The 13,717-nt window shown below is 57.9% G+C and carries 11 protein-coding genes and 1 pseudogene; 9 read left to right on the forward strand and 3 right to left on the reverse strand.

The window, feature by feature from the left end; all coding sequences use genetic code 11:
- Nucleotides 1-286: 286 nt before the first annotated feature.
- The gene (locus GSQ83_RS12805; protein ID WP_158803282.1) at nt 287-442 is read right to left on the reverse strand and encodes a hypothetical protein; all 156 of its coding nucleotides are present in this window, start codon (nt 440-442) and stop codon (nt 287-289) included.
- 1,172 nt (nt 443-1,614) lie between these two features.
- Between GSQ83_RS12805 and GSQ83_RS12810 the strand changes: the two genes are divergently transcribed.
- The 3 genes from GSQ83_RS12810 (at nt 1,615) to GSQ83_RS12820 (ending at nt 6,303) form a co-directional block, all read left to right on the forward strand.
- The gene (locus GSQ83_RS12810; protein WP_158803283.1) at nt 1,615-2,157 is read left to right on the forward strand and encodes a 6-carboxytetrahydropterin synthase; all 543 of its coding nucleotides are present in this window, start codon (nt 1,615-1,617) and stop codon (nt 2,155-2,157) included.
- Between the two features lie 194 nt (nt 2,158-2,351).
- Nucleotides 2,352-3,749, forward strand: coding sequence for an NAD(P)-binding protein (locus tag GSQ83_RS12815; protein WP_216850115.1), 1,398 nt, complete (start codon nt 2,352-2,354; stop codon nt 3,747-3,749).
- 1,795 nt (nt 3,750-5,544) lie between these two features.
- The gene (locus tag GSQ83_RS12820) at nt 5,545-6,303 is read left to right on the forward strand and encodes a prephenate dehydrogenase (RefSeq protein ID WP_158803285.1); all 759 of its coding nucleotides are present in this window, start codon (nt 5,545-5,547) and stop codon (nt 6,301-6,303) included.
- Between the two features lie 590 nt (nt 6,304-6,893).
- Here GSQ83_RS12820 and GSQ83_RS12825 read toward each other — a convergent pair.
- A complete protein-coding gene (locus GSQ83_RS12825; protein WP_158803286.1) occupies nt 6,894-8,303 on the reverse strand; it encodes an amidase in 1,410 nt (469 codons plus the stop codon).
- A 178-nt stretch (nt 8,304-8,481) separates the two neighbouring features.
- On the opposite strand from GSQ83_RS12825, the gene GSQ83_RS30525 reads away from it, so the two are divergent.
- Both GSQ83_RS30525 and GSQ83_RS30530 read left to right on the forward strand, forming a co-directional pair.
- Nucleotides 8,482-8,589 carry a TetR family transcriptional regulator gene (locus GSQ83_RS30525; protein WP_254065657.1) on the forward strand — a complete coding sequence of 36 codons (108 nt, stop codon included), beginning with the start codon at nt 8,482-8,484 and terminating at the stop codon, nt 8,587-8,589.
- 129 nt (nt 8,590-8,718) lie between these two features.
- On the forward strand, nt 8,719-8,973 hold the full coding sequence (locus GSQ83_RS30530; RefSeq protein WP_254065656.1) for a hypothetical protein: 255 nt from the start codon (nt 8,719-8,721) through the stop codon (nt 8,971-8,973).
- 620 nt (nt 8,974-9,593) lie between these two features.
- Here GSQ83_RS30530 and GSQ83_RS29905 read toward each other — a convergent pair.
- Nucleotides 9,594-9,974 carry a hypothetical protein gene (locus GSQ83_RS29905; RefSeq protein ID WP_216850117.1) on the reverse strand — a complete coding sequence of 127 codons (381 nt, stop codon included), beginning with the start codon at nt 9,972-9,974 and terminating at the stop codon, nt 9,594-9,596.
- A gap of 306 nt (nt 9,975-10,280) precedes the next feature.
- Between GSQ83_RS29905 and GSQ83_RS12835 the strand changes: the two genes are divergently transcribed.
- The 4 genes and pseudogenes from GSQ83_RS12835 to GSQ83_RS12850 form a co-directional block, all read left to right on the forward strand.
- A complete protein-coding gene (locus tag GSQ83_RS12835; protein WP_158803287.1) occupies nt 10,281-11,099 on the forward strand; it encodes a sensor histidine kinase KdpD in 819 nt (272 codons plus the stop codon).
- Nucleotides 11,096-12,598: an ATPase domain-containing protein gene (locus GSQ83_RS12840; protein ID WP_158803288.1), complete on the forward strand. Its 1,503-nt coding sequence runs from the start codon at nt 11,096-11,098 to the stop codon at nt 12,596-12,598. Before GSQ83_RS12835 ends, GSQ83_RS12840 begins: the two co-directional genes overlap by 4 nt.
- A complete protein-coding gene (locus GSQ83_RS12845) occupies nt 12,595-12,969 on the forward strand; it encodes a two-component system response regulator (RefSeq protein ID WP_158803289.1) in 375 nt (124 codons plus the stop codon). Before GSQ83_RS12840 ends, GSQ83_RS12845 begins: the two co-directional genes overlap by 4 nt.
- Before the next feature lie 598 nt (nt 12,970-13,567).
- A pseudogene (locus GSQ83_RS12850) lies at nt 13,568-13,717 on the forward strand (IS6 family transposase); the annotation flags it as partial.

Below are 13,717 nucleotides of genomic sequence, written 5' to 3' on the forward strand. Positions count from 1 at the left end.
GGGTCAGTTGCCGCATCTCACTCAACTCCGCCGCTGCAGCTACACTCCTACAGATCGGTCCGTAACCGTGTCGAGGAAGACTTGTTCAGAGATTCCCTAGGCTTAAGCCCAGGCATTCGCTTATGCCAAATGACACCACGCGTTGAAATTCTCACCGGATACGGGCGAGGCCGCCGACATGCTGCCAATCGGAAAATCGCCTATGTTGACGCTATCATCTGAAATCAACGCCGACAGGGAGGCTCACGAAGCAGTAGCGCGCCAGTTGGTGATGTACGATGATCAGTTACTCGTCGGTCTCGAGCTCGGCCCGACGCCGAAGCGCCTCCTTCACTTGGTTGAAGATAGTGACAGCCTCGTCCGCCGTCATCGGAACCGAGGCGGCGATGATCCCGCCACCAAGTGCCGCAGCAACCAATGAGATTTCCTTGTTATCGCTCATGACTTTAGCCCTGTTTGTAAAGCGAGAGTCGGAGGCGTAGCACGTAGTGGTCCTCGCAAGACAACCGCACTTGTCGACTAATCCAATTGGGTGATTTCTGCAGGACCTCAGAGGAGCTAATGGGAGTTTATGATCTACCTTGTCGCAAGTGTTGCTGAGATGCATCGCTGGACAAGCGCGTCGGGGGGAGAGCATGAGCACCCCTAGGGAAGAATTGCCGACCGCCCGCACCTACATCGGCACTGAATGTGTCCTGAAAATCACCTGTGCTCAGTGCGCGCGCACCGTTCCGGTTGATTTGGAGGCTCTGGCGAAATCCAAATTCGGCGACACGCCTTTACTCTACCTAGAGTTGCGATGTCCATTCTGTCGCTCGCGCGAGGTAGTTCAACGCATATCGCGAAACGACCGGAGGTATAGCTAGATCGTGAGCCAACACGTAACGATGGATTTCTATGACAGGTCACTAACTTCTCGCGGTATCTTCTTGATAGATGGATCAGGACAGCGATCCCCTCTGGGTACGGATAGTGGCCGTCGCAGCGTTGTATTTTGCGGCGATGGCGGTCATTGCCCTTGGGCTCGCAATTCTCCGAGCCTTCCTTGATTATTAGCCGCACCTTTCGCGCAGAGTTTGTGTAGCGCCTCTCTGTTCGCCGACGGTTCGAGCGCGACCTTCTGCCGAAGCTATCAAAACGCTGTCGAGGTGGGTCTTGCCGAGAATGGCAGCATTTACACTAAAATGTGGAGCGAGGCGCAAGCACAAAGGCGGATTTGACGCGCCCGAGGCGCTATAGGGACCGCTGGCGGATGTTTGACTGAATGAACTTAGGAAAGAACTGCCGTAGAAAACACCGCCTGCCTACAGCGACGACTTATCCCTCCGCGCCCAGTCGTGTGCACGCGAGCACAATTTACTTTGATACCACGAAAAGCGGCTTCGCAGTCCGGATCGGAAGAAGGAGACACACTAGATAAGCTTTGCAAGCCCAGCGTCCGGCATTCATTTCGTCGCGGATCCCAGTCGGATTGGACACGAACGCCTTCGCTGACGAGAAGCAGGCATAGCGGTGGAGAGTCGTAGCGGTGGTTGCCAGGCAGATGTCTCTGATGCCCTCTGGCCCATCGCCCGTGATTCGCGGCTAGGCCTCAAAATAGATGAGGAGTCTCCGATGTTCGAACTCAGCAAACAGTTCCGCTTCGAGGCTGCGCACACCCTCGAGCGGCGAGTTGATACGGAATCCAGCAGGCGGGTCCACGGCCACTCCTACCGGGCGAAAGTCACCGTGCGTGGGTCGGTTGATGCAAAGAGCGGGATGGTGATCGACCTCGCTTTGTTTGAGCGAGCGCTGTGCGATGCCCGGAATGGGCTAGATCACAGGCTTCTTGACGACGTACCTGACCTAGGCCCGTCTACACTTGAAAACTTGTCGGCTTGGATATGGCGACGGCTGGAGGCCAAGTGTCCTGGCCTCTGTAAAGTTGCGGTTTACCGCGATAGTGAGGGCGATGCGTGTACCTATTACGGAACCGGACCGCTTTGGAGAGCATCAGGGTTGGCCGAAAACCAGGGCGATTATCGAGAAGCTCAGCAGGCGCCGCGGAAGAGCGACGGGGTGGCTTCACCGGTGTCCGAAATCGTCAAACAAATACTACCGGAGATCTTGAGCGAGGTCAGAAACGGGATTGGGCATGACCGCTGGCCAAAACCCTGACGCCGACCACGAAGCAGGAGTAAGCAAGGGATGCACCAGAGGCTATCGGCCCGATGGGCTCAAGCTTGCGATCAAGGATTGCGACCCGAATTCTAGCGACAGCCGTGCCGCCATCTTTGAGTTTTCAACAGACCCTCTGGCTAGATGAGCTTGCGTCTTCTCTTATCCCTCGCAAGGAAAAAGAAGGATCGACAATGCCAATTCAGCTCGAAGTCGACTATCTCATTATTGGCGCTGGGGCGATGGGAATGGCCTTCGCCGATACGCTGATCACAGAGACCAACGCCTCCGTTTTAATCGTTGACCGACATCACCGGCCAGGAGGGCATTGGAACAACGCCTATCCGTTCGTCCGTCTGCACGCGCCCTCATCCTACTATGGCGTGAATTCTCGGCTCCTGGGCACAGACACTGTCGATTGTATCGGTTGGAATAAGGGTCTTCGCGAGCTTGCGTCTGACAGTGAAATTTGCGCCTATTACGAGCAGGTGATGCAGCAACAGTTTCTACCCTCGGGCCGCGTATCCTGGTTTCCGATGTGCGAGTACCAGGGCGCGTCCCGCTTCAAAGACTATGTTGGCCGGGAATACTGTGTCGATGTCCGCTGCCGTATCGTCGATGCTACCTACATGCATGTTTCTGTCCCCTCAATGCGTCCACCACCCTATGAAGTTGCAGCGAAGGCGACGAGCGCCCCGCCTAATGATCTACCTAAGATCAAGCGTCAACATGGTCACTACACCATCGTTGGCGTTGGAAAAACCGGTATGGATGCCTGTCTTTGGCTGTTGCGACACAATGTCGATCCAGCAGACCTGACCTGGATCATGCCACGCGATTCTTGGATGATGGACCGCGCCAACATTCAGACTGGAGCAGCCTTCGCCCAATCAGTGCTTACCGGGTTCCTGGCACAAAGCAAGGCAATCGGCGAAGCGACCTCGTTAGACGATTTGTTCAATCGGTTGAGTGCTGCAGGCCGGCTATTGCGGCTGGATGAGGAAATGCGCCCTACCATGTATCACTGCGCAATCGTCTCACGTGCAGAGTTAGATCAACTTCGCCGCATCAAAGACATCGTTCGCTTAGGTCGTGTCCAACGGATCGAGAGTCATGATATTTTCCTGGATTGCGGCAAAATATCAACGTCCCCTGACACTTTACACGTCGATTGTTCCGCAGACGGGTTGGCACAGCGACGCGTGACGCCGGTCTTCAACGGACAGACCATAACTCTACAGAGTGTCCGTACGTGCCAGCAAGTCTTTAGTGCGGCCTTTATTGCGCATGTTGAGGCATCCTATCAAGATGACGACACAAAAAATTCCATTTGCACTCCAATACCGCATCCCGGCACTGACCTTGACTGGCTGCGCACCACCATCGCGAACAACCGAAATCAGCTGCGCTGGACCCAGGATGAGGGGTTACTCGCATGGCTTGACGAGGCTCGCTTGAATGGGTTTCGCGCTCGGTTCGCGCCGCTGCCCACTGAGACGGCTGCGAGAGCCCGCGCGAAGGACGCGATGCGCAAAAATATTGAGGATATGAACGAAAAGTTGAACAGCTTGTTAAGAGAGGCGACAGAGTAGAAGCACAAGACAACGGTCTCGGGGCAACGGGATTGGACGAAGGAGGTTGCTCCCCGTCTGTAGTTCTATGTCTACGGCCCTCGCATCATTTCGTCTCAAGCTCATGATACGCGGGGTCATCTTCCGTGCAGCGCCGCCATCTGGCACACGAGACTTAGGCCGCGCCAGGCGACCAGAATCGACCAGTGCCGGCGCCGGCCTAACGGCCATCCGGGGTGCGGTCTGGAAGGGGGCGTCCCAGCGCATCTCCGCGGGCGCGCATGGCGGTGATCGGCCGAGCACGCGACAAGGCCAGAACGGCGGCATCATCCACGCGAGCGAGGTCGAGCTCTGGTCACAGCTCGGTTGCCGACGAAGATCATCAAATGAGTGGCCCCAGGAAATTCGCCGATGCTCCTGCGCTACGGCGCCATACCACACACTGTCCGTTGGAGTATCGATTTCGCCTGTAACTCGATCCCGCCATTCAGAAGATCGCTCGGCACCGTCGCGCGCTTTGCGAGACCGATAGATCTTCAGCACGCCGCGGGTGGCGCGGTCGTAGGCGATCGGGGTTCGGCGCCGAACTCCTGGAGATATTTGAGAGAATGAAGTGCCAGGTGAAGATTGGCTCACGGCGCGGCGCGGGAAAGACCCATCATTTGCCGAAGGCGGTGGCCTATGGCCTTGCCGACCGGCCAGAAGCAGCTCGCAAGGCGATTAGGGCCGCGGTGCAGACCGCTCGCGATTTGGCACCCTGCGTTCCCTTGTTTGCCGGCGGCAATCCTTCGGAGGCCGCAAGACGTCCCAGGCTCAAGCAGAGACACCCCTGTCTGGTGTCGTTGGGCTCATCTTTCTTGGTTTTCCGCTGAGCGCCCGCGACTCGCTAGCGCAACTGCCCCATCTCACCCCTACGATTGAGCGGCTAGGGCGGCTTGCTACACTTTCCGTTCTTGAGCACGCCGATCATAGCTTTCACGTCCAGCCCGTTGGGCAGAACCGACGCGCAGGTCGTGGTGGTGATGTTGGACCGCGCGGCGGAGTGGACTGGTCAGTCAATTTCAGCCGGAAGGCTAGGAGGAAGTCATTCCGGAGAGCTGCGTGCCTCACGGCCATGAGGTGATGTTTGGGCTCGACCTGCTATCGAAGAATTTGCTTCCCAAGAGAGCGCAGATCTGAATTTCGCTAAAAGCTTAGTGACAGCCGGGGAGCGGCGCCGCGCACCTCCGGAGGCAGCTGCGTCACCTATTTTGGTCTCGGCTTCGTCGAACTTGAGACGCCACGATGCGAAGTCATTGGCAATGGCCTCGGATCTTGTCTCCGTTAGTGGCAATACGCGTCTCAGTTGGGTTTCTTGATGGACGACTTCGTGCGCGTTTTGTAGGAAAGGGTCCTGGGCCACCCAGGTTATCTGATTGATCATGATGAGTTTCACGAGAAGAGGAAGAACGTCGTGGGACTGCGTGCCAGGGCGTAAGAATTTCGGAGCCGTGATGCAAACCCTAGAACAGAAGCGCAAGAGTGCTCTTGCTACTTTGCATCACCATCGGGACCGTCTCATGACCGAACATGGCGAAGCCCCGGAGGGGGGAGTCCTCCAGTTACGCCCGCGCATAGAGCACCGGATCAAGGTTTACGGGTTCTATTAGCGCTTTTCTGAAGCGACCGGGTGAGACCGTGGCGGAGAGTAAGATCGCTGGACATCCACCGCGTGCGCGGGCTCCGTGACCTCGACGGACTATCCGCATCTCGACGCCATATCTACAGTGTTGTTCATATGCTCGTACCTGCTTTTGCAACTCTCGGAAGGTTGGCGATGACGGACGATCTCACATGCCCCAAGGCTGTTGGCCTGATCGGCTTTGGTGCATTCGGCAGACTTATAGCCCAGCACCTCGCGCCGCTTATGCAACTGCGCGCCTATGACGAGGCCGTGAAGCCCCTCCAAATTTCGCAAGTAAACAACCTCAGATTTGTCAGCGTTATTGAGGCCGCAAATTGCCCAGTCGTCATACTCGCAGTCCCTGTGAACCGAATGGAGGAAACTGTTCGGGTCATCAGTCCTCATCTCAAGCCCGGTTCGCTTGTACTTGACGTTGGGTCGGTCAAAGTCGCTCCTGCAGATATTATGCAACGCGGACTTCCTCCACACGTCGACGTCATAGCAACTCATCCGCTATTCGGGCCGCAGAGCGCGGTTGGCGGCATTCGAGGTCTAAAGATCGCAGTCTGTCCTATTCGCGGAACACGTTTCAGGCGTGTAGTAGCTTTTTTGCGCAGGCTCGGTTTGGAGGTAATCGTCACCACGCCAGACGAGCACGATCGTGAGGCTGCTACAGTCCAAGGATTGACTCATTTGATCGCGAAGGTGTTGGTTCAGATGGAGCCTCTGCCCACGCGCATGACAACCCGCAGCTTCGACCTCTTGATGCAGGCAATTGGGATGGTGCGAGACGACGCACCAGAAGTATTTCAAGCCATAGAGAGCGTGAACCCCCATTCGAGAGAAGTGCGGCTGCAATTCTTTGACTTGGCTGCGAGACTAAATGCCAAGCTCGAGAATGGATCTTCTTGAGGTAAAATCCGGCCTCGACCCTATGTGCTGCACATGCACAGCATGCCCGGCCTGCTGACAAAAACATACTCCTGATCAAGATTACTGCGAGTCCGGGAAGCCGCTCGGGCGATGAATCTCGTGCGTTCACGTCACTGGTTGCCGCGTTCTCCACGTGGCAAGTGAAAGCGACCTTCTCTGCACAGCAAACGGAAAATGAGCCTTGCGTTGCGATGAAGTTGAGCACAGGCGACCATAAAACACGCGATCAGAAGCCTAATCACTTCTTAAGACCTGGCTGCACAGAGACCGTTGGCCGTGAAATGAATCCAGAAACGCGAGCGTTGTGTGTATCAAGTGGCCGTACCTTGAATGCCCTAACCGTCGACCCGCCTAAACTTTTCGCCATGCCCAACAAGCGAGCCCAAAAATCATTGCCTGCAATCCGGCGGCGGGACGCGTCTGGTCTTCGGCGTTCGCCTGCCGACGCGCGACGGAAGCGTGTGGAGCGGCGGGGGAGGGGAGGGCGGCCAGTTGGAGCATCGCTCTACCGGCTGGCCATTCAGTTCCACTGGCGCGTTGGGATGATGAGCTCGTTGCCCACGTCTGAATCACAGCGCCGGGTGGATGTTGGTAACAGGACTCACGCCTTCCAGCAGTGACGCCAGATGCAGGATCGTGGACTCCGCCAGCCACTTGCCGACGAGTTGAACGTTGATCGGCAGCCCGTCCTTGCTTGTGCCGAACCGCATCGAGAGGCCCGGCAACCCCGTGACGTTGAGCGGTACGGTCGCGCCTTGCAGGTAGGTGGCGTCCACAGTCTGACCGTTGATGGTGAACTCTGTTTGACCGTGCTTGTGAGCTGGCAGAGGCAGCACTGGCGTGACCAGCGCGTCATAGCGCGTGAAGTAATCGGCATACCCATCGCGGAGCCGCTCGACCGCCTGCTCGGCATCGATGTAGTCCCTCATGGACGTGTCAGGCAGCGCAAGCATGGTCTTGGCCATCTTGTAGAGTTCATCCTCCGCGTGGCCGGCGGTCGCCTCCGCGAAGGCGGGCTTCATCTCCATCACATGGAGGCGGTTGAAAACGTCGAGCGCGAAGTCATGCTCGAGCGCCGGGATGCGCACAGGCTCCACGAAGCAGCCGACAGTCTTGAGCGTCTCGGCGGCCGCCTGTACCGTGGCGGCAACCTCGGGGTCGATCGGTCCGAATCCGGGCTCGACCAGCCAGCCCACCCGAAGCTGGCGATAGGGCGAGCGGCCGACCCCGGCATCGAACGGGACCGTGCTCGTGGCGAAACTATCCAGGCCATCGGGCCCGGCGAGTTGGGAGAAGGCGAGCGCCAGGTCGCGAATACTGCGCGCCATCGGTCCGACATGCCAAAAGCGGCGCGGCACCCGCGGCCAGATACCCGTCATGGGAACGCGGCCATGCGTCGCCTTGAGGGAGACGATGCCGGTTTGCGCTGCCGGGCCACGCACAGAAATGGCGAGATCAGTGCCGAGACCGATGGGTGACATGCCGGCGGCGATCGCCGCCGATTCACCGCCGCTCGAGCCGCCTGGTGTGCGCTCGAGATCCCAAGGATTGTTCGACCTGCCACTGAGCAGATTGTCACTTTCGATCCAGTAGGAGAATTCGGGGAGGTTCGTCTTCGCGAGCAGAATAGCGCCTGCTCTCTTCATCCTCGCCACGCTGGTCGCGTCGGTATCGGGAACGCGGCCTTTGAAGATCGGCGAACCGCGCTGGGTCAGCACGCCGGCGGTGTCGATAGAATCCTTCACCGTGAAGGGGACGCCGTGGAGCGGGCCAAGCTCATCGCCCGCCATTACCGCCGTCTCGGCCGCCTTCGCGGCTTTGAGTGCGCCGTCCGCGATCGTGACGATCGCATTGACCTCAGGGTTCAGGGCATCGATGCGATCGAGATGCGCCTGCACGACCTCGACCGGTGAGACCTCTTTGGTGCGGATCAGTTCAGCCAGCTTCGTTGCGTCGGAAAAGATGATCTCATTGCTCATGGTCGTATGTCCTACCAACCGGTTGGTAGGACATGCGTAGGGATATTCCTTTCGTCGGTCAAGCCTATCTAACACTTGGTAGGCCAATGATTGCTCAGATATCGAAATGAGCACGAACTCCAAGGAAGCGATCCTGGCAGCCGCCTGACAAGCTGCGCAGTCGCGCGGCTATAGTGGCCTGAACTTTCGCGATCTCGCAGCCCAAGTCGGCATTAAGGCCGCGAGCATCTATCATCATTTCCCCAGCAAGGCCGACCTCGGTGCAGCCGTAGCGCGGCGCTATTAGGAAGACACAAGGGGTGATCTCGACGCCATCCTGGCGGAAGCACCCAATCCAGGCCGCGCTTTGCATCAGTATCCACAGATTTTTCGTCGGTGGCTCGAGCGCGGCAATAGGCTTTGCCTCTGCAGCTTCATGTCTGCCGAATATGATGATCTTCCGGACGCGGTGAAGAAGGAGGTCCAGGCCTTCGCAGACGTCAACGTGGCTTGGCTGAGCAAGGTGCTGGCCGCTGCCCGCGTAGTAGCGCCCAAGAAAAGCGAAGAGCAGGCTCGCGCCATTGTCGCTGCCGTCGCCGGCGCTCAGCTAGTGGCAAGAAGCCGCTCGGACATCTCCCTGTTCGATGCGTTGATCAAAAGCTACCAAGCACCGGGTCTTCTACCGGCTTAGACGGCGCGATCTTCAGCCGGTGAGAGCAAGTGGCCTGCGGCTCTCCAAGGAGGGGCTGGACCGACTATCAGCCCCACCCGCGCGATTTCAGTTGGCAACGCGATGACGACCAAAGGATGAGAAGCGCCGCAACCGGCCGATCCAGGACTTTGTTGGTTTCTCGACGGTCATCATTTGTCGGGCGTCCCCCGCGAGTCCACGGGCAGTGCTCGATCGCTGGGCCACTACCGAAGAGATGGACCTTCGGTCCGATCGCGCGCGACGCGGGGCATAGAGCTCTCAATCAGCGGCGAAGTCACCTAACAGCGGGTTTCCCTGTAAATGCCCGGCCATCGTCACGACCTAGGCGGCCGATCACTAAAGGACCCCGTAAGATCTCAGGGCCGCGCATACGGTCCAGATTGCCAATCCGGTAGCCGATAAGGTGACTAGGAACATCTTAAACTGGAACTGGGTTCTCATTGCGGCCACCTTGTCGACGGACTATGGAAGCAAGACCCAACTCTATCGTAGTGCTACCCAGGGTTGCTAGGAGAAACTCGCACAATCAAAGATTGTGATCCGGCTGGCCGAAGCGCTTACGTCGTTGTCGTGGCCAGGAACGTCGTCTCCGACACCCTTCACTGCTGGTTGCAGCGCGTCTGGCTATCAGGGAAATCCGAGCATCCGACGTCATTCAGGTCCCACAAGAAGCGAAGGTCCTGCATCGTGCCCTCTCCAACCACAGACGCATCTATGGCCGTGACGAGGTTGGAAGACCCGAACCTAAATTGAACTGTGCCTGCGCCCGGTCCGTGGTTACCGTAGTTACTGGTGAAGGTGAGTTCACCGCTTTCGTCCTCTTCTCCAGTTGCGGCCATTGCGCGCTGAACATCATCTTTGGTCGCAGAGCGCAGACTTTGAAATAGGGCAATGGTTAGAAAAACGCAGTTACGGTCCATGGTTATGACGTCCGGACTGCCCCAGCACGAAATGTCAGCTGCATGGGCCCGAATGGTCATCAGAGACGCAGCCGCTCCCACAAGCAGAACCATTATAGATCGCAGGGAAAATCTCCTCGGGCTTTGAAGGCAGGGGCGTCTCACTCACAGGGCCTCCCGTTCCGTCTCCGGAAGTATATGCCGGCTGCAACGATTTGACAACTTTGGGTTGTCTTAGCGTCGTCGATAGACCCTCTTGGCGTGTGTAGGTGGCGCGGAAGTTACGGCCCGAATGCGACACAAACCCGCGAGGCACGCGAAAAGGCGGTAGAAGGGGCCCAATCTTGTCTAAGTAGCTCAAGGTGTCATGTAGAGATTGATGGCAATGTGCTGGCGAGTTTGCGCTTTATGAATTTGCCGGAGGCACTCCCTCCGGAAGCAGCAACTAGCGCCGAGGCGGCTCTAGAGGAGCTCCGGCGCCAGATTGCTGTGTTGATCGAGGCAGTCGCCGCCCGTGATACTTTCATTGCCGTCGCCGCCCACGAGTTGCGCAACCCGATGACGCCGATTATCGGGCAGATCGACCTCCTCTTGGCCAATTTGCAAGCCGGCAGATATTCCTCGGCCCAGCTCGAGCACCGGGTCCGCCGTATCAGAGGAGCGATGGACCATTTTATCAAACGGGCCGGGACGCTGCTGGACGTCTCTCGGATTACCAGCGGCCGCTTCCAACTCGTTCTTGCACCCTGTGATCTGTCTGACCTGCTGCGAGAGACTGTTGAAAACTTCGCCGACACGGCTCGCTTCTCTGGTTGCTCCGTTGAAATAGAGGTGCCCGAAAACCTTTATGGCACGTGGGACCGATTGGCTCTCGAGCAGATCCTCGACAATCTCATTTCTAACGCGATCAAATACGCTCCTTCACGACCGGTAACAGTGAGTGCCGAGGCTCTCGGCTCCCTGGTCAGATTCAGCGTACGGGACTGCGGTCCCGGCATATCCACGGGCGACCGGGCTCGCATCTTCGAACGTTTTGAGCGGGCAGTTGGCACAAGTGAGCGACACAGTGGCTTTGGTGTCGGCTTGTGGGTGGTTGGCCAAATCGTGGCGGCTATGGAGGGAACAATCGTGGTGGATGATGCAGAAGGCGGAGGTTCGGTCTTCACCGTGACTCTCCCGCGCTACTTGGAAGCAAAACTTCCATGAGCGAGGACGCTGGCGGTGGTCTCGAACGGCTACCGAGCGGAATAGCTGGTCTCGACATCATCCTAGGAGGCGGTTTTCTCAAGGGCGGCCTCTACATCGTTCAGGGGCCGCCTGGAACCGGCAAGACCACGCTCGGCAATCAGCTTTGCTTCAACCATATTGTCCATGGCGCACGGACTCTCTACGTCACCCTTCTGGCCGAATATCACGCTCGCATGATGCAGCATCTGAGCATCATGTCGTTCTTCGACATTTCAAAGATCCCCGACCAGCTCACTTACCTGAATGGATTACGGGTGCTGCATGATGAGGGGCTCAAGGGCTTGCTGGCCCTGCTACGCCGCGAGATCACGACGCGCGGTGCGTCTGTTCTCGTGCTCGATGGGATCGTGTCCGCCCGACGGGCGGCGGAGGACGAACAAGCCTTCAGTGAGTTTGTTCATGAACTACAGGGCGTCGCGGTCGCAACCGACTGCACGATGCTCATGCTCACGAGCGGTCAAGGAACCAAACTCACACCCGAGCATACGATGGTAGATGGCATCATCGAGTTAAGTGACCAACTGACCGGATGGTCGGCCGAGAGTTCCCTTCAGGTCGTCAAGTTTCGTGGCAGCGCCTTCCTGCGAGGCCGTCACGCCTTCAAAATCACGAGCGATGGTATCGTCGTCCATCCGAGAATCGAGGCATTGCTCGCTCGACCATCGCGGCCCGACACAGGGATCTCCGGAAGAGTATCGAGTGGAATCGATCAACTCGATGTCATGGTAGGCGGCGGCCTGCCCGCGTCCTCCACCACGATGATCATGGGGCCGTCTGGCACGGGAAAAACAACTCTTGGACTGCAGTTTCTGGCGAAGTGCAACGAGGCCGAACCCGGCCTCCTATTCGGCTTCTATGAAACGCCCGCACGCCTCGACGCCAAGATTGCCGCCGTTTGCCAGCCGCTGCGGGGCTTGATTGATAGCGGCGCGGTAGAAGTGCGATGGCAGCCCCCGACCGACGATCTACTTGATGCCTACGGCGAGCGACTGCTCCAGGCTGTGCACCGCCGCAAAGTGAAGAGGTTATTCATCGACGGCCTCGGCGCATTCAAGCAGGCCTCAGTCATCGAACCAAGTCGCATCGGCAACTTTCTGACCGCGCTGATGAATGAGATGCGGGTGCTCGGCGTGACGACGCTCTACACGCTCGAGGTCCCTGACATCATGGGGCCAACCATCCGGACGCCCATCGGTGATTTGTCGAGCCTGGCCGAAAACCTGATCTTGCTACGCTTTGTGGAACTCGGCTCTCAGCTCTACCGTCTGATCTCCGTTCTCAAGGTCAGGGATAGCCAATTTGACGCCTCGCTGCACGAGTATGTCACGAGTGGCAAAGGACTGATCATCGAGGCGACCGCTGATAGCGCTCAGAGGATTATGGCTGGCTATTCCAACCAAAAGGGAGGCAACCCACTTCCCGCCAATCAGTTGCGGGAAGGGCACAATCTCTTGTGACCGGACTTGTTCTCGTGGTGGATGATGAATTCGGCATTGCCGAACTCATCGACGCCGTCCTCACGGACGAAGGATATCGCGTGCTGACCGCTGCGAATGGACGACAGGGGCTTGCGGTAATGACTAAGGACCATCCTGATCTGGTGTTCCTCGATTACATGATGCCGGTGATGGATGGCGCCGAAGTGCTGCGCGCAATGGTTTCTGACCCATCCATTGATGGCGTCCCTGTGGTGCTTATGAGCTCCATGCCTGAAGCCATGGTAGCTGAACGTTGCTCTGACTATACGGCCTTTATGCGAAAGCCATTCAAAATCGCCCAAGTAACGACACTCGCTCGGAGACTGCTAATCCAGAGCGATTCGACCTGAGAGCCAACGTCAGCCTCGGCAGCGGCCAGAGCGCCGATCGGCCTCATCGCGTTTTGCAGCCCGGCAGGCGAGGGAGGTCGGGGAAGAAGTTGATTGACCGATGCTTCGAGGCTCTTGAACGGTCTCGTTGCAGATCCTCAAGGCGACAGGAAAGCGTGCACGACAGCAGCTCCGAAGATGGCGACGGAGACCACTGCAAAGCAGAACACTGCGGCAATTGTCATGCGGAGCCAAATGGGTTCCTTTCCGTCGTCCATCGCTCCCTCCCGAAAGCGGCTGACAGCTAATTCTCTCCCTCGAATTCGTCCTCCGAAAAATCTCGAATGAAACGCGCACAGATGGCGACGCTCGGGTCCTGATTGGCCGCAGCCGGTACTGGCAGCATTGCGGGATGGTGTTCGACATAGAGGACAACAAGGACCCCTGGGGTCCCGCGGATGTCGCCAACCTTGATGCGATCCCCAGGAACAGGCAGCGTCTCGAAACGAAACGCCCCGAAATTCGAGTCTTCTTCTTCCGAGTCAACAACAGCGTCGATCAGGCATTGTCACGGTAACTGGGTCTGGCGGGCGGCCCGATCCTGCGCCAGGATGGAGGAATGAAGAAGCCGCCCGACCCACATTATCGCCATCGTTTTCCAGCCGAGCTGATCAGGCACGCGGTCTGGCTCTATCATGTATTCAGCCTGAGCTTTCGAGATGTCGAGCTGCTCCTGGCGGAGCGCGGCATCTTTGTTTCTTATGAGAGT

Origin of the sequence: Acidisoma sp. L85 (assembly GCF_009765865.1) — a bacterium.
GTDB lineage: Bacteria > Pseudomonadota > Alphaproteobacteria > Acetobacterales > Acetobacteraceae > Acidisoma.